This window comes from Arthrobacter sp. TmtSoilC77, from assembly GCF_059739415.1.
Genome location: NZ_AP046050.1, coordinates 1,995,122 through 2,012,812 on the forward strand (window position 1 = coordinate 1,995,122; position 17,691 = coordinate 2,012,812).

The following is a 17,691-nucleotide window of genomic DNA, read 5'->3' on the forward strand; positions in this document are numbered from 1 at the left end:
TGTTGCGAGAGGAGTCCTGCCATGAGCACTGTGGACAGCTTCGGTTCCAAAGGCGTACTGAATGTAGCCGGCACCGATTATGAAATTTTCCGGTTGAACTCCGTAGAGGGCGCAGACAGCCTTCCGTTCAGCCTCAAGGTATTGCTTGAAAACCTCCTGCGGACTGAGGATGGCGCCAATATAACGGCTGACCACGTCCGCGCCCTGGCCGGTTGGGACCCCAATGCGGAGCCCGACACGGAAATCCAGTTCACCCCTGCCCGGGTCATCATGCAGGACTTCACCGGCGTACCCTGCGTTGTAGACCTCGCCACCATGCGCGAGGCCGTGAAAGAACTTGGCGGCGACCCCAAGCGCGTCAACCCCCTGGCACCCGCCGAAATGGTCATCGACCACTCCGTCCAGATCGACGCCTTCGGTAACTCCGGCGCACTGGAGCGCAACATGGAGATCGAATACCAGCGCAATGGTGAGCGCTACCAATTCCTGCGGTGGGGCCAGACGGCCTTCGATGACTTCAAGGTTGTTCCCCCGGGAACCGGCATTGTCCACCAGGTCAACATCGAGTACTTGGCCCGCACAGTCATGACCCGTGAGGTCGACGGCGTGCTTCGTGCCTACCCGGACACCTGCGTCGGAACCGACTCCCACACCACCATGGTCAACGGTCTGGGCATCCTGGGCTGGGGCGTCGGCGGCATCGAAGCCGAGGCTGCCATGCTTGGCCAGCCCGTCTCCATGCTGATTCCCCGCGTCGTGGGCTTCAAGCTCAACGGCAGCATCCCGGCCGGTGCCACCGCAACGGACGTTGTGCTGACCATCACCGAGATGCTGCGCAAGCACGGTGTTGTTGGCAAGTTCGTCGAATTCTACGGTGAAGGCGTTGCCGCTGTGCCGCTGGCAAACCGTGCAACCATCGGCAACATGAGCCCGGAGTTCGGTTCCACGGCTGCCATGTTCCCGATTGACGATGTCACCTTGGACTACCTGCGCCTGACCGGCCGTTCCGAAGAGAATGTCGCCCTGGTGGAGGCATACACCAAGGAACAGGGCCTCTGGCACGATCCTTCCCGCGAGCTGCGCTTCTCCGAGTTCCTCGAGCTGGACCTTTCAACGGTTGTTCCCTCCATCTCCGGCCCGAAGCGTCCCCAGGACCGCATCGAGCTGACCGATGCCAAGGAGCAGTTCCGCAAGGACATCCACAACTACGTCGCCATTGAAGACGGCAGCGTTGACGAGGCATTGGACGAATCGTTCCCGGCTTCGGATGCTCCTTCCTTCACGCACGCTGATTCGCACACCACGGAGACCGCACGCGTTGCTTCCGCCGCCAACGGCGCGCAGGGCCGCCCGTCCGCTCCGGTGCACATCAAGACCGCTGACGGCCGCGAGTTTGAGTTGGACCACGGTGCAGTATCGATCGCCTCGATCACTTCCTGCACCAACACCTCCAACCCGTCCGTCATGTTGGCTGCAGCCCTCCTTGCACGCAACGCCGTTGACAAGGGCCTGACGTCCAAGCCATGGGTCAAGACTTCCGTGGCTCCGGGTTCGAAGGTCGTTACGGACTACTACGAGAAGTCCGGCCTGACCCCGTACCTGGAAAAGCTGGGCTTCTACATCGTTGGCTACGGCTGCGCAACGTGCATCGGCAACTCCGGCCCTCTGGAGCCGGAAATCTCGGAAGCCATCCAGGCCAACGACCTCTCCGTGACGGCTGTCCTCTCGGGCAACCGCAACTTCGAAGGCCGTATCAACCCGGACGTCAAGATGAACTACCTGGCTTCCCCGCCGTTGGTCATCGCTTACGCCTTGGCCGGTTCCATGGACTTCGATTTCGATACCGATGCCCTGGGCACGGACTCCGAGGGCAACGAAGTCTTCCTGAAGGACATCTGGCCCAACCCCATCGAGGTGCAGGAAGTCATTGACTCCTCCATCGACAAGGCCATGTTCGCCAAGGGTTACGAGGGCGTCTTCGACGGCGACGAGCGCTGGAAGGCACTGGACACTCCTGCAGGCGACACCTTCGCCTGGGCCGAGGACTCCACGTATGTCCGCAAGCCCCCATACTTCGAGGGCATGAAGGCACAGCCGGACCCCGTCAAGGACATCCAGGGTGCCCGCGTGTTGCTCAAGCTCGGCGATTCCGTCACCACGGACCACATCTCCCCGGCCGGCTCCTTCAAGTCGGACACACCGGCAGGACAGTACCTCCTCGCCAATGGCGTGGAGCGCAAGGACTTCAACTCCTACGGCTCGCGCCGTGGCAACCACGAAGTCATGATCCGCGGTACGTTTGCCAACATCCGCATCAAGAACCAGCTCCTGGACGGCGTCGAAGGTGGCTTCACCCGCGACTTTAGCCAGGAAGGTGCACCCCAGGCGTACGTTTACGATGCTGCGCAGAACTACCAGGCTGCGGGAACGCCGCTGGTTGTTCTTGCAGGCAAGGAATACGGTTCCGGATCATCCCGTGACTGGGCAGCCAAGGGCACGGCCCTCCTGGGTGTCAAGGCCGTCATTGCCGAGAGCTACGAGCGCATCCACCGCTCCAACCTCATCGGCATGGGCGTTCTTCCCCTGCAGTTCCCCGCTGGCGAGTCTGCGGCAACCCTGGGCCTGACCGGTACGGAGACGTTCTCGGTTGAAGGCGTCACGGCGCTGAACAACGGCACCACGCCCAAGACGCTCAAGGTCACGGCAAAGGCCGAGGACGGCACGTCCAAGTCCTTCGACGCTGTCCTGCGCATCGATACCCCGGGTGAAGCGGACTACTACCGCAACGGCGGCATCCTGCAGTACGTCCTGCGTCAGATCTCCGCAGCATAGTGAACCTGCTGGTTTCCAGCTGATTCTCCAATGCAGGCAGCCCCGGCTGGTCGCCCGACCAGCCGGGGCTGCTGCGTCTGTGGATGACTATTCATCCTCCACAGGCGCGAAAACGCCTGCCCCGGGCACGCGCTAGAGTTAACAAGCACGTCATTCACCCTAAGGAGGGCCGTTGGGACTCTTGGAAACCATCAAGGATCCACAGGACCTGGCAAAACTGTCCGGCCAAGAGCTGGAACAGCTGGCCGGCGAGATCAGGAATTTCCTGATTACCAACGTAGCCGCCACGGGTGGACACCTGGGTCCCAACCTCGGCGTCGTCGAGCTCACGCTTGCCGTGCATCGAATCTTCGAGTCTCCCCGGGACAGCATCGTCTTTGACACCGGGCACCAGTCCTATGTCCACAAGCTCCTCACGGGCAGGCAGGACTTCAGTACGCTCCGGCAGCAGGGTGGCCTCTCCGGTTACCCTGACCGCGCCGAATCCGAGCATGACATCGTCGAAAGCTCCCATGCATCGTCGTCTTTGTCCTGGGCGGACGGCATTTCCCGCGCCCGGCAGCTGACAGGCGAAGGCGACCGGTTCGTCGTCGCGGTTGTAGGGGACGGTGCCCTCACGGGTGGCATGACCTGGGAAGCAATCAATAATATTGCCGCTGATAAGCGGCGCCGCGTGGTGATTGTTGTCAACGACAACGGCCGCTCCTATGCACCTACTGTGGGCGGTTTTGCCGACTACCTGGCATCGCTGCGTCCCACCATCGACACTTTGCGGACGACGCCGGCCTATGAGCGGATGCTTGACTGGTGGAAGAAGAAGCTCCAGAACGGTGGTCCCGTAGGCCAGTTCACCTACAAGAGCCTGCACGCCATGAAGAAGGGCATCAAGGACTGGTGGGCGCCCCAGGGAATGTTTGAAGACCTGGGCATGAAGTACATCGGTCCGGTGGACGGCCACAACCTCCAGGCCATGGAGCACGCCCTCACAACGGCCAAGGCCTACGGTGGCCCGGTGATCGTGCATGCGATGACCGAAAAGGGCCATGGCTATGCCCCCGCCCTTGCCAACGAGGCCGATCAATTCCACGCTGTGGGAATCATTGATCCAGAGACAGGTGAGCCGACCGAAAGGCCCGGCGCCAGATCCTGGACCTCGGTCTTCGCCGAGGAAATCGCCGACATCGCTGATGAACGTCCTGACATTGTCGGTATCACCGGGGCAATGCTGATACCGGTCGGTCTGCATAAATTCGCGGAGCGCCATCCTGAACGCGTTATCGACGTCGGTATCGCCGAACAGCATGCACTCACGTCTGCTGCGGGGATGGCCTACGGTGGCCTGCACCCGGTGGTGGCGGTTTATGCAACCTTCCTGAACCGTGCCTTCGATCAGCTCCTGATGGATGTGGCACTCCACAAGGCAGGGGTCACGATCGTCCTGGACCGTGCAGGCGTTACAGGGCCGGACGGTCCCAGCCATCACGGTATGTGGGACATGGCAATGGTCCAGATTGTCCCCGGACTCCATTTGGCCGCACCGCGCGACGCCACCCGGCTCAGGGAAGAACTGCGCGAGGCGGTCGCCATCAATGACGCCCCCACGGTGGTGCGTTTCTCCAAGGGCAGCGTCGGTTCTGAAGTGGAGGCTATTGAGCGGCTCCACGATGGCGTGGATATCCTCGCACGACGTCCCGAGGGTTCCAGCGAAAACGACGTCCTCATCATCAGCGTTGGCGCCATGTCCGAACTCGCCCTGGATGTCGCCGGCCGACTTGGCGCCCAGGGAATCAGCTCGACGGTGGTTGATCCCCGTTGGCTCCTGCCTGTCCGCAGGTCAATCATCGCCCTTGCCGCCAGGCATCGTCTGGTCATCTGCATCGAAGACGGCGTCCGGGCCGGCGGCGTGGGTTCGCGCATCCGCCAGGAAATGCGCGCAGCCGGTGTTGATACGGCTTTGAACGAGGTGGGCTTGCCTGTTGAGTTCCTGGTGCACGGATCCAGGAGCCAGGTCCTGGAACGCGTCGGACTGACGGCCCAGAAAATAGCCCACGACGTCGTAGCCCAGGTCCTGGGTACAAAGGTCCCCTTTGCGCGGCCCCTGCCAGGTCAGGAACACCCCACCACCGGCAGTCTGCCCAAGCTGTGAGTCCCGATCGCGAGCCGGGCTCGCTGCAGCCCGGTGACCTCGTGGTGGCGAGAAACAGGAAATGGAACGGCAAGGCACACTGGGTTGTGCCCGGCCGCTACCTGGGTGAGGACATCCACGGGTGGTGGATTTTCCAGGGCGCGGGGGAGTTCTGTTCGCGTCCCGGTGCTGCCTTCTACACAGCTTCGGATGCCGTCCTGCTGGTACCGCGGACCGGCGAATTCGTAGCCACGTTCTATGACGACACGTACCCGGGTGACTTCCGGATCTACGTAGACCTGGCAACCGGCCATGGGTGGAACACGATCAGGCCAGGCGTCACCGAGTTCCACATGATCGATATGGACCTGGACGTCATCCGATCCACCCTTCACGGTGTGTTCGTCGATGACGAGGATGAGTTTGAGGACCACAGGGTAGGCATGGGATATCCCGCAGAAACCGTGGAAACCATGCGCGCGGAGTGCGCAGCCCTTCGTGAAGCAGTGGACGCCATGAAGGCTCCATTCGACGTCGAGGGCACCAGCAACACCAGTGCAGAGTGGTTCAGGAAAGGACGAACATGAGCGGCATTATCCGCACATACAAGCGCGACGACGAGGGAGTACTTCACTTCCGTGAGGCCTGGTACGACGACGACGACCACCAGTTCGTGATCAATCACGGGGTGGTGGGCCACCAAAGCAAGACGGATGAAACAGGGGTCGACGACGACTCTTCCGTAGACGGCTTGATGGCGGCTTTCGCTGCCCAGTGTGAAGAGGACGGATTCGCTGAGATCCCCGAGTCCGAGCAGTTTTGGGTAGTGGCACAATTCGCTCTGAAGACCAAGGACGGCACGGAACGTGACCGTCACTTCGAGCGCAAGGCGAAGGCGGCGCTGACTGGTGAACTGGCTTGGCGGGGATTGGGAATCGTGGACCGCACGGAGATCGGAAACTCGCGCCTGAACGTGTTTTGCCTTTGCCCGGATGTCAACAAGGCCGTCAATGCCATCAAGATCTGCGTTCGCAATGAGGACCTGGACTTCACCAAGCTCTCCATCGCAGCGGCTCCGCACAGCGACCCCACGGCATTCCGCCTGAAGCACTCGCCCAAGCAAGGTGTGGGCTTTACCCTCTAAGTAGGACCTAACGCACTCAGGAGGGATGTTCCATGTCGTCCAAGAGCAATTGGCCCGGACATACGCCGCTGCCCAAGGGTCTTGCGGCGCCGGCAAAACGCGCGCTGGCCCACGAAGGCATCGAAACTTTGGAACAGCTGGCCGAGTTCGGCGAACAGAAAGCCTCCAAGCTCCACGGCATGGGACCGGTGGCCATAGCCCAGCTCGAGGAGGCAATGGAGGAATCCGGCATCACTTTCGGCTTGCGCTAAACGTCGGCCATGGGCCCCGGAGTGGCGTTATAGGCTGGGTTCCATGACTGAATATCGACGCCTTGGCCATTCCGGACTGACCGTCTCAGCTGTAGGGCTGGGTTGTAACAATCTGGGGCGCGCCAACACTCCCACGGAGTCGCAGGAAGGCACGGACGCCGTTGTCCACGCCGCGATCGATGCCGGGGTCACGTTCTTCGACGTCGCGGATGTCTACGGCCGGGAACCTGGCCTCAGCGAGACCATGCTGGGCAAAGCGCTGAAGGGACATCGCGACGACGTCGTCATCGGCACCAAGTTTGGTATGGACATGCGCGGGGCCAATGGCAAGGACTTTGGCGCGCGCGGTTCCAGGCGCTACATCCTCAAAGCGGTGGAAGCCTCGCTGCGCAGGCTGGGCACGGAGTGGATCGACCTCTACCAGTTCCACACCCCGGACCCACAGACGCCCATCGAGGAAACCCTTGCAGCGTTGGATGTCCTGGTCAGCAGCGGCAAGGTCCGCTACATCGGACACTCCAACTTCGCCGGATGGCAGATCGCCGAGGCCGAGTACGTTGGGCGGCAGTCTGGAGGGGTTCGCTTCATTTCAACCCAGAACCACTACAACCTGCTGGACCGTCGCGCCGAGCTCGAAGTACTGCCTGCCGCGGGCGCCTTCGCGCTTGGCGTGCTTCCTTACTTCCCCCTGGCCAACGGCCTGCTCACCGGCAAGTACTCCGCAGGTCATGCCCCCGAGGGCTCCCGCCTGAGCCACACGCGAACCAATCTGGTGCATGACGCCGACTGGCAGCAGCTGGGCCGCTTTGGCCAGTTCGCCAAGGAGCGGGGCATCACCGAACTCCAGCTGGCGTTCTCCTGGTTGGCAGCCCAACCCGGCGTCAGCAGTGTTATTGCCGGGGCGACGCGTCCGGAGCAGATTCGTGAGAACGCTGAAGCAGTGTGCTGGGTCCCGAGCCAGGAGGAGCGCGAGGAACTGGACGACATCTTCCCGCGTGCTCCCAAAGTGGCTCTCTTCTAGACGGCAAAAGGCTCAAACAGGAAAGGGCAGTGGCGGGGGCCTTCGCTCCGGCCACTGCCCTCCCTGATGCCGATTCAGGCTGGGGCCCCGATGCCGATTTAGGCTGGGGCGGAGGCGACGCCCGGTGCCAGGAAACGCTTGCCATTGACGCGTTCGGAGGCACCAACACGGTCCAGATATGGAGTGATGCCACCCAGGAACATGGGCCAGCCCGCTCCCAGGATGACGCAGAGGTCGATGTCCTCAGGCCCGGCAACTACGCCTTCCTCGAGCATCAGTCCGATTTCTTCGGCCAGTGCATCCTGGGTTCGCCGCAGCACGTCCTCGCGTGTGGAGGGAGTGTTGCCGAAGGACATGATGGCCAGGGTCTCAGCCGGGATGATTGGCTGTCCATCCGGACCTGGGACCCAGAGGGATTTTACGCCGTTGTCGATGAGCTTCTGCAGGTTCTGTGAAACGGGGAAACGGTCTCCGAAGGCATTGTGGAGGGACTCCTGCACATGCTGTGCGACCGGCAGTCCCACCATGGCGCTCAAGGTGAAGGGAGTCATCGGCAGGCCCATGGGCCGCAAAGCGGTGTCTGCCACTTCGGCGGGGGTGCCTTCGTCGAAGGCTGCGATAACTTCGCCCATGAGGCGGAGCAGGATGCGGTTCACGACGAACGCCGGCGCGTCCTTAACGAGGACCGCGGTCTTCTTCAGGCCCTTGGCGAGTTCAAAAGCCGTGGCAAGAACGGCGTCGTCAGTCTTCGGCGCCCTGACAATTTCCACGAGGGGCATGACGGCAACAGGGTTGAAGAAATGGAAGCCCACCAGCCGCTCCGGGTAACGGAGGTCCTCGGCCATGGCGGTAACAGACAGCGAGGAAGTGTTGGTGGCGAGGATGCACTCGGGGGAGACGATCTCTTCGACTTCGGCGAATACCTGCTTCTTGATATTCAGTTCTTCAAACACGGCCTCGATGACGAAGTCGGCATCGGCGAAGACTTCCTTGGATACCGAACCGGTGACCAGCGCCTTGGTGCGGTTGGCGGCGTCGGCCTTGATCCGCTTCTTTGCCAGCAATTTGTCGACCTCTGCGTGGACGTACGCAACGCCCTTGTCCACCTTGGCCTGATCGATGTCTGTCATCACGACAGGCACCTTGAGTTGGCGCGCGAAAAGTAGCGCCAACTGGCTTGCCATGAGCCCTGCACCTACCACGCCCACCTTGGTGACCGGACGCGCCAGCTTGCGGTCCGGTGCGCCTGCAGGCCGCTTGGAGCGCTTCTGGACGAGGTCCAGGAAGGCGTACACGGTGGAGCGGAACTCATCCGTCTGCATCAGGCCGGCAAGGGTTTCACATTCCAGTTCGGCCGATTCGCCTTGGCTCATGGTGCGGTTTGCTTCCATGATGTCAAGCACCTTGGCAGGCGCGGGAGAGGCATTGGACGTCTTCGCCTCCACAAACGCACGGCCTGCTGAGACCGCTGCAGCCCAGCGGCGGGCGACGTCCTCGTCCGAGGGGTCGACGGCGTTCTTCCGTGCTGGTGTTTCTTCGCCGGCAATGACACGGGCAGCCCATGCCAGGGACTGCTCCACGAAGTCGGCCGGCTCGAAGAGGGCATCGGCAATGCCGAGCTCAAAGGCCTCCGGGCCGGTGAGTGTGCGGTTGTTGCTGAGCGGGTTCTCGATCATTACCTTGACGGCATTTTCGGGTCCGATCAAGCGGGGGAGAATGTATACGCCGCCCCAGCCCGGAACAAGGCCAATAAACGCCTCAGGCAGTGCGAGGGCGCCGGCGCCGGTGGAGACGGTACGGTAGGTGGATTGCAGGGCGATCTCCAGTCCTCCGCCAAGGGCCAGGCCATTGATGAAGGCGAAGCTGGGCACGCCGAGGTTGGCCAGGGTGGAGTACACCGCGTGTCCAAGCTGGGCCATCCACAAGCCATGTTCGCGTTCCTTGAGGGTCTTCACTGCAGACAGGTCTGCGCCGGCCACCAGGAAGTAGGGTTTGCCGGTTACGCCGACGCCGACGATCTCGCCCTTGGCGGCACGGTCCTTGAGCCCTTCCAGGACCTGTCCCAATTCCACCAGGGTGTTTGGACCCAGGGTGGTGGGTTTGGAGTGGTCCAGTCCGTTGTCCAGAGTGATGAGGGCGAAGGTGCCTGCACCGCCTGGAAGCTGGATGTCCTGGACATAGGAATGCGTCACGATCTCGTCAGGGAAGAGGGAGGCGAGCTTCTGGAATTCTGCGGCGCTCATGCGGCGGCTCCTTCTGTGGTGGCGTGGCTTGAAGCCGGGTCGGAGGATTCGAAGTCAGCGTGGTTCGGGTTCTCCCAGATCACTGTGGCACCCATGCCCAGGCCGATGCACATGGTGGTGATGCCATAACGGACAGTGGGGTCTTCCTGGAATTGCCGCGCCAGTTGGTTCATTAACCGAACGCCTGAGGAAGCGAGCGGATGTCCGACGGCGATCGCCCCGCCGTAGCGGTTGACCCGGGGGTCGTCATCCGCGATGCCGAAGTGGTCAAGGAAGCTCAGGACCTGGACTGCGAAGGCCTCGTTGATCTCGAACAACCCGATGTCTTCGATTGCGAGGCCCGCGTTCTTGAGGGCCTTTTCCGTGGCTGGCACGGGACCGATTCCCATGACTTCAGGTTCTACTCCCGCGAAGGCATAGGAAACCAAACGCATCTTGACCGGTAGGCCCAATTCCGCCGCGGCTTCTGCCGAAGCGAGCACCGCAGCCGTCGCGCCGTCGTTCAAGCCTGCTGCGTTGCCCGCCGTAACCCGCCCATGGGCCCGGAAGGGCGTACGCAGTTCGGCGAGATCCTCCACTGTGGTTCCTGGGCGGGGCGGCTCATCCTGGGTGTGAAGTGCCCAACCCTGGCCTGGCTTCATGGTGGCGACCGGGACAAGGTCGTCCTGGATCTGCTGGCGGGAATAGGCTTCGGCCAGTTTCGCCTGCGACGCGGCCGCGTAGGCGTCCGTTCGGTCCTTGGTGATGGCCGGGAAGCGGTCATGCAAGTTCTCGGCCGTGTTGCCCATGTTCAGCGCTGCTGGATCTACGAGCCGCTCGGACATGAACCGGGGATTGGGATCAGTGCCTGAGCCCATGGGGTGGTTGCCCATGTGCTCCACGCCGCCGGCAATGACGACGTCGTACGCGCCAAAGCCGATGCCACTCGCCGTCGTCGTCACTGCCGTCATGGCTCCGGCGCACATACGGTCTATTGCGAAGCCGGGCACCGTGCGGGGAAGGCCCGCCAGGAGGGCAGCCGTCCTGCCGATGGTTAGCCCTTGATCGCCTGTCTGGGTTGTCGCGGCGATGGCTACCTCATCAATGCGGTCAGCAGGCAATGACGGATTGCGGCGCATCAGTTCCCGGATGCATTTCACTACCAGGTCATCAGCCCTCGTCCCCGCATAGATGCCTTTCTCGCCGGCTTTACCGAAGGGGGTCCGCACACCATCCACGAACACGACGTCGCGGACGCTCCTCTGGGCGTTGCGTGATGGACTCATGTGTTAACTCCTCGTTGAGACATGGTGCCGGATCCCGCAGAGCGGATCTCCGGCTGGCATTGATGCAATGTTACTCGCCAGTAACTTAGGGTGCAAGGTGCTGGGTCTGCATGGTGCTGGCCTGCGAGGTGCTGGGCTTGGAATATGCAAGGGAATGCCAGGGGGTCCTGGGACGCAAAAGGCCCGCCACCTCGAACCGGAGTTCGCGTGACGGGCCCGGAGGCAAGGTAGTGGTTCAGTCAGAGTCCTTGGACTGCTGTGCTTCCCTCGGCTTGGACTCCTTGCCGGGGAGTGGCTTCGGGTTCAGGCACGCCTCGGTCAGGATGGGTGCGGCGAAAGAGATTTGCCATTCCCGCGCACCAAGGGTGCGTAGCTCCTCGGCCACTGATTCCAAAGAAACGTCCGACGGCGGGCGCCACGCCACGCGCCGCAGGTAGTCCGGGGTGAGCAGGTTCTCAATGGGAAGTTTCAGTTCGTCGGCCTTCTCCTGGAGCGCGGGGCGGGCCGTGGCGAGGCGTGCCGCAGCGGCCGGATCCCGGTCCACCCACACGCGTGGCGGGGGCGGGGCGTTGGTAGCCAAGTGCAGGGGAGGCAGTTCGGTGAGCGTGCGGGCGGTCGTTATGCACCGCAGCCATCTGGGGGCTTCGCGCTGGGCGGACCTGCCATGGAAGCCCTTGGTGGCCAGGAGCTGTGGAACGGTGGTGGGAAGAGCCTTGGCTGCTGCGACGAGGGCGGAATCCGGGATGAGCCGGCCGGGAGCGACATCTCGCTTGCGGGCTAGTTGATCCCGCTCCTGCCACAGTTCCCGAACGGCGGCCAACTGGCGGCGGTCACGGATCTGGTGGAGTCCGGATGTCTTCCGCCATGGATCCACCCGCGGGGGTGCGATGCCCGCAGCCAGGATTCCCGCGAATTCTTCCTCGGCGAATCCGAGCTTGCCGTCGGCCTCCAGAAGTTCGATAAGTTCCTCGCGTAGTTCGGCCAGGACTTCGACGTCGAGGGCAGCGTAGCGCAGCCACGGTTCCGGCAACGGCCGGGTGGACCAGTCTGCGGCGGAATGTTCTTTGGCGAGACCGAACCCAAGGAGTTGTTCGATGACGGCAGCGAGCCCCACGCGGGGAAGCCCGGCGAGACGGGCCGCGAGTTCGGTATCGAAGAGTTTGTCCGGCCACATGCCCAGCTCGGAAAGGCATGGCAGGTCCTGGGTGGCAGCATGCAGGATCCATTCGACGCCCCGCAGGGCGTCATTGACGATGTCCAGGTTGTCAAAGGGCTCGGGGTCGATCAACCAGGTGCCGGCTCCTTCGCGCCGGATTTGGACCAGGAAAGCGCGTTGGCCGTAGCGGAATCCGGAAGCGCGTTCAGCGTCGACACCGGCGGGCCCTGTTCCGGCGGCGATGGCCGCCGCGCAGCGCTCCAGTCCTGCCAAGGTATCGATGACCAGCGGCACGCCTTCGCGCGGGGTATCGAGATCGATGACTTCAGGGATGTGGCTGTCGAAGCCTTCAACTTTGATGTGGGTCGTGGGATCAGCAACCGGATCGCCGGTTGTGGTTTTATCCAGGTTTTCAGGGGTCATGGTGGCTTAAGCTTACCGATTCCTGCTGCTGCAGGCCCTCGCGGACGAATTCAGGGCATTCAATTGAGCCTCCTGTTGGGTAGTCCAGTGACGCCTGGTGGAAGGGGCGGCAGTCCGGCGAACGTACAAACCATGTCAGACCAGGCTTCCAGGTGTGCTTGCACATTGGCCGTGGCAGGCGTCCAGGAGGCCCGCAATTCGATATCTATCGTGTCGGGGCGATCGGAGAGGGTGCCGAAGCTCTCGGAGAGAATCCTTGTGGCGGTCCCTCCGGCAGCGCGGTACTGGGCAGCATGGTTTTCAAGAGCTTCCACCAGCCAGGTCCAGGCGACGGAACCCAGCATGGTGTCGTTTCCCATTTCGGCATCCATCTGGGCGCGGATATACGTGACAATCCTGAATTCGCCTTCCCATACGGCTGATCCATCGGGATCGTACAGCAGGATGAAACGGCCCGTGGCCAATTCCTCGTCCTCTTCGTCCGGAGGGCCGGCGTTCTGCTTTTCGGCGAATGCTTTGGCTGCAGGGCCGTGGACCGGTACCTGCCGGGTAGCTGCCGTGGGGCTGAAGACTTCCGCTCCAAGGGCCACGGCATATGGTGCCAGACGGGCGGGCGCGGGGATTTCGTCCAACCGCAGTTCGCTGCGGCATTGTGCTTTTCGTAGCGTTCCCAAGGCGAAAAGAAATTCCGAGGGAACCTGGGCGAGGGCGTTCACCATCGCAGATTATGCGTCCGGGGCGGCGAATCCCTGTAGGCTCGCCGCCCCGGACAATTCCTTGTTCACTTGTTAGCTGGCCGCCAAATCGCTGGCCAGCTCCCGCTTAATGGCGGCGACGAAGGCATCGATATCTTCCTCCGTGGTATCGAAGGAACACATCCACCTGACTTCACCACGGGCAGCGTCCCAATCGTAAAAGGCGAAGGATGAGCGCAGGCGGTCTGCGACTCCGGCGGGCAGGATCGCAAAGACGCCGTTCGATTGTGTCGCCTGGGTGGGCTCCACGCCGTCGATACCCTCGATCGCCGAGCGCAGGCGTGCTGCCATCGCGTTGGCGTGGGCCGCTGACCGCAGCCACAGTCCGTCCTCCAGCAAGGCTATGAACTGCGCCGAAATGAAGCGCATCTTCGAAGCCAGCTGCATGTTCATTTTCCGAAGGAATTTCAGGCCGTCGGCTGCTTCAGGATTGAGGGCAACCACGACTTCACCAAAAAGCAGACCGTTCTTGGTACCGCCGAACGACAGGATGTCCACACCGGCGTCGCGCGTGAACGTACGCAGGGGGACGCCAAGGTGTGCTGCTGCGTTTGCCAGCCGCGCTCCGTCCATGTGCAACTTCATGCCCTTGGCATGGGCGTGATCGGCGATGGCGCGCACTTCTTCAGGGGTGTAGCAGGTGCCCAACTCGGTGGTCTGGGTGATGGAGACAACCAAGGGTTGCGCGCGGTGCTCATCGCCCCAGCCCCAGGCTTCACGGTCGATCAAGGCGGGCGTGAGCTTTCCGTCTTCCGTGGGTACCTGCAGGAGCTTGATGCCGCCCACGCGCTCGGGCGCCCCATTCTCGTCCATGTTGATGTGCGCCGTGGAAGCGCAAATGACGGCGCCCCAGCGGGGGAGGAGAGACTGCAGCGACAGGACGTTGGCCCCTGTGCCATTGAAGACCGGGAAGGTTTCGATGCCACTGCCGAACTGCTGTTCCAGGACCTCCTGGAGCCGGGCAGTGTAAACGTCCTCACCATAAGAGACCTGGTGGCCTCCGTTGGCTGTAGCCAGGGCAGACAGGATCTCCGGGTGGACCCCGGAGTAATTGTCCGAGGCAAACCCCCGGACCGAAGGATCGTGGAGTTGCCCCGATGCTGCGGTGGCGCTGGGGATTGCCTCTGTTGTGCTCGTCACTGGTTCGTTCACGCTTTCAAGTCTATTTGGCCAACACGATGCGCTGGCCGTTGATGGTGGCCGCAGGTTTGTCGAAGAGCTCGACGACGGCAGCGGCCAGTTCTTCGACGTCTGTATAGCCGGGGAAACGCCGCTCCGGGTGCTCGCGCCGCATGGCGGCATCGACGAGGGATTTGACCACGAAAATAACAGCGGCGCTGTGTTGCTGCGGTGCGACGGCTTGCTGAGGTGCGGGGTCTTGCGCGTCTCCGGCCTGCGCTTGCCGGAAACCGTCCGCTACCGCGAGCGTCCAGGCTTCCGCAGCGGCCTTGGCAGCCGCATAGCTGGCGGTGGCGGCCGTGGGAGCAGACGCAGTAGTGGACGAGACCATGGCAAAACGGCCATATGGCGATTCTTCCAACTGGCGATAGAAGACGCGGGAGACATTGCGCAGGGTGGTAATCGCGCCCTCTTCAAGGGAGGCCCAGTCGTCGTCGGACTGGTCCTCGATGCCGGTCGCGCTGCGCCAGCCACCCACAAGATGGATGACGCCGTCCACCCGGTCGATGCCGAGCTGACGAATCGTCTCTGCAAGCTCGCGGACGGCGTCAAGGCTCGCGAGGTCGCAAACCAGCGGAGTCACGCCATCTCCGGCCTCCAAGGCCGCGGTCTTGATGCGGACGTCGTCTGAACCGATGGTGAAAACCCTGTGACCGGCAGCCGCCAAAGCGCGCGCGGCGGCGACGCCGGACGCGCTGCTGCCGCCGGTCACGAGGACTGTCAGTGGGCTCATCAGGCCGCCATCGCGCCAGTGATGCCGGTAGTGGATTCGATAACAGGGCGCATTTTCTTCTCCAATGCTTCGTAGAACATGGACAGCGGGAACTCATCGTCCAGGACTTGATCGGTAAGGCCGCGGGGGGCACCGCTCAAAGGCAAGGCATCAGGGCCCTTGGCCCAGATCGATGCCGGGTGTGGAGTCACTGTACCGGAAATGAGTTCGTAGGCCGCAAGCCAGTGGGCAGCCTTCGGGCGGTCGATGGAACGCCAGTACAGCTCTTCGATCCTGGCACCGAGTTCGATGACCACATCTGCCGCTTCGTCCCAGTCGATGCGGAGCTTGCTGTCCGTCCAGTGCAGCACGTGGTGTTGGTGCATCCACGCGAACAGGAGCTGGCCACCAAGGCCGTCGTAATTGCGGACCCGGCTGCCTGTGATGGCGAACCGGAAGATCCGGTCAAAAATCACCGCGTACTGCACGAGCTTGGCGTGCTTGCGGGCATCAGGATCGGCGTTCTCGTCCTTTTCGATGCGAACGGACTCGCGGAAGGCCGTCAGGTCGCATCGGAGCTCCTCCAAAGAGTAGAGGAAGAACGGCATGCGCTGCTTGATCATGAACGGATCAAAGGGAAGGTCGCCGCGCATGTGCGTGCGGTCGTGGATCAAGTCCCACATGACGAAGGTGCGCTGGGTGAGATCCTGGTCTTCAAGGAGCTCCGCGGCGTCCGCAGGGAGCTCAAGTGACGTGGTGGCCGCCGCAGCCTTGAGTACGCGCCGGAAGCGGGCCGCTTCGCGGTCTGCAAAGATGGCGCCCCACGTGAATGTCGGCGTCTCCCGGACAGCCACTGTCTCCGGGAAGAGGACTGCCGAGTTGGTGTCGTAGCCCGGTGTGAAATCCACAAAACGGATCGGAACGAACAGCTTGTTGGAGTACTCGCCAGCTTCCAGTCCGCCAATGAACTCCGGCCAAATGACCTCGATCAAGACAGCCTCCACCAGCCGGTTGGTGCTGCCGTTCTGGGTGTACATCGGGAAAACCACCAGATGCTGGAGTCCATCCACCCGCTGTTCCTGCGGCTGGAAGGCCTGGAGGGAGTCCAGGAAATCCGGAACTCCAAAGCCGTCCTGGACCCAGCGGCTGAAGTCTTCCACCAACAGTTCAAGGTATCGGGCGTCGTGGGGGAAATGAGGGGCCAGCGTGTTGATGGCGTCCGAAATCCTTGCCACCAGTTGGGCGGCTTCAGCGTGGGCAGCCGGATCCTTAATGGAACCGTCCTGCTCCTGGTAAGCCTGGAGTGCGGTGGCAGCGGCCTTGAGTGCAGTCCACTCCGCGTCGTCGGCAGTGACACGCGGGAGGGCGGCGGTGGCGGTGATAGTCATTGATGCTCGTCCTTTCAGAAGTCGTTCATGCTTCTGATGTGAGCGTAGCAACCGAAAAGTTTAGCTAATCCAAAAAACGGTTGAGCATAAGAAACTCTGGTGGAAACGGTTGTTTCAAAGCGTCCGAGATGCAGCAGCTGCGCTTTCCGGGACGGGCACCGCACGCGAGACCGCCCCGGAAGGGCCTACTTCTTTTCGGGTCCAGCCGGCTCTTTCGACTCCGCAAGCCGCAGCGAGATCGAGTTGATGCAGAAGCGCTGGTCCGTGGGAGTGCCGTAGCCCTCACCTTCAAACACGTGGCCCAAATGCGAGTCGCAGTTGGCACACCGGACTTCCACCCGGTCCATCCCCATCGTGCGGTCATGGAGGTAACGCACCGTGCCCTCGGCCAACGGTGCCCAGAAGGACGGCCAACCACAATGGGAATCAAACTTTTCGTGGCTGGTGAACAACTGGCTGCCACAAGCGCGGCACTGATAAACGCCTTCGGTATGAGTGTCCCAGTACTCGCCGGTGTAAGGCCGCTCAGTACCGGCCTGGCGAAGCACGCGGTACTCATCCGGAGTCAGCTCTTCACGCCACTGGGCATCGGACTTCTCCATGGGCACGGCCGTGGTCTTGCTGGTGTTCTCAGGAGTGTTCATGTCTTATGCAACGCTCACGAGTCGCCGATAAATCCCGAACCCGCATACAAGTGAAGAACTGGAAGCCCCAACTGGTCCTGCGCCTTATTGGCCCAATCCGTGTGGAAAGTATCCGCGATTGCGTGCGGACGTGTTACCACCACAGCTTGCGCGGCATCCAGTGCCCGGACCTTCGCTACCAAGCCGGCCACGGCACCGCCGTCGACGATCTCGCCCGTGACACCCCCGCCCAAACCTTCCAGCGCAGCCAACGAAGTGGCCAGGGTTTCCGACGCCTCCGCCCTCTCAGCATCCGGGTTGGGGGACTGGCCGCCAAGTTCCCGGAACGCTTTGGCAATATCGAGCATGGAAAGGTTCTCCAGGAAATCAACCAGGAGATGTCGCTCGGTATTGGCCGGGACCAGGACAACCAGGGGTGCGTCGCCGCCGTCGACCAATTTGGCGATATTGACGCGGTCGTCGGGACCAAGGGGCTCTTCTGTCAGGATGACGATGGGATCGCTCATGGCTACAGCGTAGTCCCGACGAACAGCACGACGCAGATTTTCGGCCC

General features: G+C 62.3%; 15 protein-coding genes. 6 read left to right on the plus strand and 9 right to left on the minus strand.

Annotation, left to right across the window (positions count from 1 at the left end):
- Positions 1 to 21: 21 nt before the first annotated feature.
- From acnA to AC6I99_RS09185, 6 genes are all read left to right on the plus strand, one after another.
- Positions 22 to 2,832: an aconitate hydratase AcnA gene (gene acnA / locus AC6I99_RS09160; RefSeq protein ID WP_497945359.1), complete on the plus strand. Its 2,811-nt coding sequence runs from the start codon at positions 22 to 24 to the stop codon at positions 2,830 to 2,832.
- A gap of 172 nt (positions 2,833 to 3,004) precedes the next feature.
- Positions 3,005 to 4,978: a 1-deoxy-D-xylulose-5-phosphate synthase gene (dxs, locus tag AC6I99_RS09165; protein ID WP_224089624.1), complete on the plus strand. Its 1,974-nt coding sequence runs from the start codon at positions 3,005 to 3,007 to the stop codon at positions 4,976 to 4,978.
- On the plus strand, positions 4,975 to 5,544 hold the full coding sequence (locus AC6I99_RS09170) for a DUF402 domain-containing protein (RefSeq protein ID WP_224167097.1): 570 nt from the start codon (positions 4,975 to 4,977) through the stop codon (positions 5,542 to 5,544). Before dxs ends, AC6I99_RS09170 begins: the two co-directional genes overlap by 4 nt.
- Positions 5,541 to 6,101: a hypothetical protein gene (locus tag AC6I99_RS09175; protein WP_497960808.1), complete on the plus strand. Its 561-nt coding sequence runs from the start codon at positions 5,541 to 5,543 to the stop codon at positions 6,099 to 6,101. Before AC6I99_RS09170 ends, AC6I99_RS09175 begins: the two co-directional genes overlap by 4 nt.
- A gap of 32 nt (positions 6,102 to 6,133) precedes the next feature.
- A complete protein-coding gene (locus tag AC6I99_RS09180; protein WP_224089628.1) occupies positions 6,134 to 6,352 on the plus strand; it encodes a helix-hairpin-helix domain-containing protein in 219 nt (72 codons plus the stop codon).
- Between the two features lie 43 nt (positions 6,353 to 6,395).
- A complete protein-coding gene (locus AC6I99_RS09185) occupies positions 6,396 to 7,373 on the plus strand; it encodes an aldo/keto reductase (protein WP_497960809.1) in 978 nt (325 codons plus the stop codon).
- A gap of 98 nt (positions 7,374 to 7,471) precedes the next feature.
- On the opposite strand, the gene AC6I99_RS09190 is transcribed toward AC6I99_RS09185, so the two are convergent.
- The 9 genes from AC6I99_RS09190 to AC6I99_RS09230 form a co-directional block, all read right to left on the minus strand.
- On the minus strand, positions 7,472 to 9,616 hold the full coding sequence (locus tag AC6I99_RS09190) for a 3-hydroxyacyl-CoA dehydrogenase NAD-binding domain-containing protein (RefSeq protein ID WP_497960811.1): 2,145 nt from the start codon (positions 9,614 to 9,616) through the stop codon (positions 7,472 to 7,474).
- The gene (locus AC6I99_RS09195; RefSeq protein ID WP_497960813.1) at positions 9,613 to 10,881 is read right to left on the minus strand and encodes a thiolase family protein; all 1,269 of its coding nucleotides are present in this window, start codon (positions 10,879 to 10,881) and stop codon (positions 9,613 to 9,615) included. Before AC6I99_RS09195 ends, AC6I99_RS09190 begins: the two co-directional genes overlap by 4 nt.
- Before the next feature lie 235 nt (positions 10,882 to 11,116).
- A complete protein-coding gene (locus tag AC6I99_RS09200) occupies positions 11,117 to 12,460 on the minus strand; it encodes an HRDC domain-containing protein (RefSeq protein WP_224089632.1) in 1,344 nt (447 codons plus the stop codon).
- Positions 12,461 to 12,519: 59 nt separating this feature from the next.
- Positions 12,520 to 13,179, minus strand: a complete 660-nt coding sequence (locus tag AC6I99_RS09205) for a DUF3000 domain-containing protein (RefSeq protein WP_216923118.1) — start codon at positions 13,177 to 13,179, stop codon at positions 12,520 to 12,522.
- Positions 13,180 to 13,248: 69 nt separating this feature from the next.
- Positions 13,249 to 14,367 carry a threonine aldolase family protein gene (locus AC6I99_RS09210; RefSeq protein ID WP_309930699.1) on the minus strand — a complete coding sequence of 373 codons (1,119 nt, stop codon included), beginning with the start codon at positions 14,365 to 14,367 and terminating at the stop codon, positions 13,249 to 13,251.
- 10 nt (positions 14,368 to 14,377) lie between these two features.
- A complete protein-coding gene (locus AC6I99_RS09215) occupies positions 14,378 to 15,127 on the minus strand; it encodes an SDR family NAD(P)-dependent oxidoreductase (protein WP_497960815.1) in 750 nt (249 codons plus the stop codon).
- Positions 15,127 to 16,494 carry a DUF6421 family protein gene (locus AC6I99_RS09220; RefSeq protein ID WP_497960817.1) on the minus strand — a complete coding sequence of 456 codons (1,368 nt, stop codon included), beginning with the start codon at positions 16,492 to 16,494 and terminating at the stop codon, positions 15,127 to 15,129. The genes AC6I99_RS09215 and AC6I99_RS09220 overlap by 1 nt, the downstream gene beginning before the upstream one ends.
- Positions 16,495 to 16,679: 185 nt before the next feature.
- Positions 16,680 to 17,138 (minus strand): peptide-methionine (R)-S-oxide reductase MsrB, encoded by a 459-nt coding sequence (gene msrB / locus AC6I99_RS09225; RefSeq protein ID WP_497960818.1) that lies wholly within the window; start codon positions 17,136 to 17,138, stop codon positions 16,680 to 16,682.
- Positions 17,139 to 17,152: 14 nt separating this feature from the next.
- Positions 17,153 to 17,644 (minus strand): hypothetical protein, encoded by a 492-nt coding sequence (locus AC6I99_RS09230; RefSeq protein WP_216923124.1) that lies wholly within the window; start codon positions 17,642 to 17,644, stop codon positions 17,153 to 17,155.
- Between the last annotated feature and the right edge of the window lie 47 nt (positions 17,645 to 17,691).

What these genes read in the sequence shown, in the direction of transcription:
- acnA (WP_497945359.1), top strand. Translation starts at nt 22, where the DNA reads ATGAGCACTGTGGACAGCTTCGGTTCCAAAGGCGTACTGAATGTAGCC.
- AC6I99_RS09175 (WP_497960808.1), top strand. Translation starts at nt 5,541, where the DNA reads ATGAGCGGCATTATCCGCACATACAAGCGCGACGACGAGGGAGTACTT.
- AC6I99_RS09180 (WP_224089628.1), top strand. Translation starts at nt 6,134, where the DNA reads ATGTCGTCCAAGAGCAATTGGCCCGGACATACGCCGCTGCCCAAGGGT.
- AC6I99_RS09185 (WP_497960809.1), top strand. Translation starts at nt 6,396, where the DNA reads ATGACTGAATATCGACGCCTTGGCCATTCCGGACTGACCGTCTCAGCT.
- AC6I99_RS09190 (WP_497960811.1), bottom strand. Translation starts at nt 9,616, where the DNA reads ATGAGCGCCGCAGAATTCCAGAAGCTCGCCTCCCTCTTCCCTGACGAG.
- AC6I99_RS09195 (WP_497960813.1), bottom strand. Translation starts at nt 10,881, where the DNA reads ATGAGTCCATCACGCAACGCCCAGAGGAGCGTCCGCGACGTCGTGTTC.
- AC6I99_RS09200 (WP_224089632.1), bottom strand. Translation starts at nt 12,460, where the DNA reads ATGACCCCTGAAAACCTGGATAAAACCACAACCGGCGATCCGGTTGCT.
- AC6I99_RS09205 (WP_216923118.1), bottom strand. Translation starts at nt 13,179, where the DNA reads ATGGTGAACGCCCTCGCCCAGGTTCCCTCGGAATTTCTTTTCGCCTTG.
- AC6I99_RS09215 (WP_497960815.1), bottom strand. Translation starts at nt 15,127, where the DNA reads ATGAGCCCACTGACAGTCCTCGTGACCGGCGGCAGCAGCGCGTCCGGC.
- AC6I99_RS09220 (WP_497960817.1), bottom strand. Translation starts at nt 16,494, where the DNA reads ATGACTATCACCGCCACCGCCGCCCTCCCGCGTGTCACTGCCGACGAC.
- msrB (WP_497960818.1), bottom strand. Translation starts at nt 17,138, where the DNA reads ATGAACACTCCTGAGAACACCAGCAAGACCACGGCCGTGCCCATGGAG.
- AC6I99_RS09230 (WP_216923124.1), bottom strand. Translation starts at nt 17,644, where the DNA reads ATGAGCGATCCCATCGTCATCCTGACAGAAGAGCCCCTTGGTCCCGAC.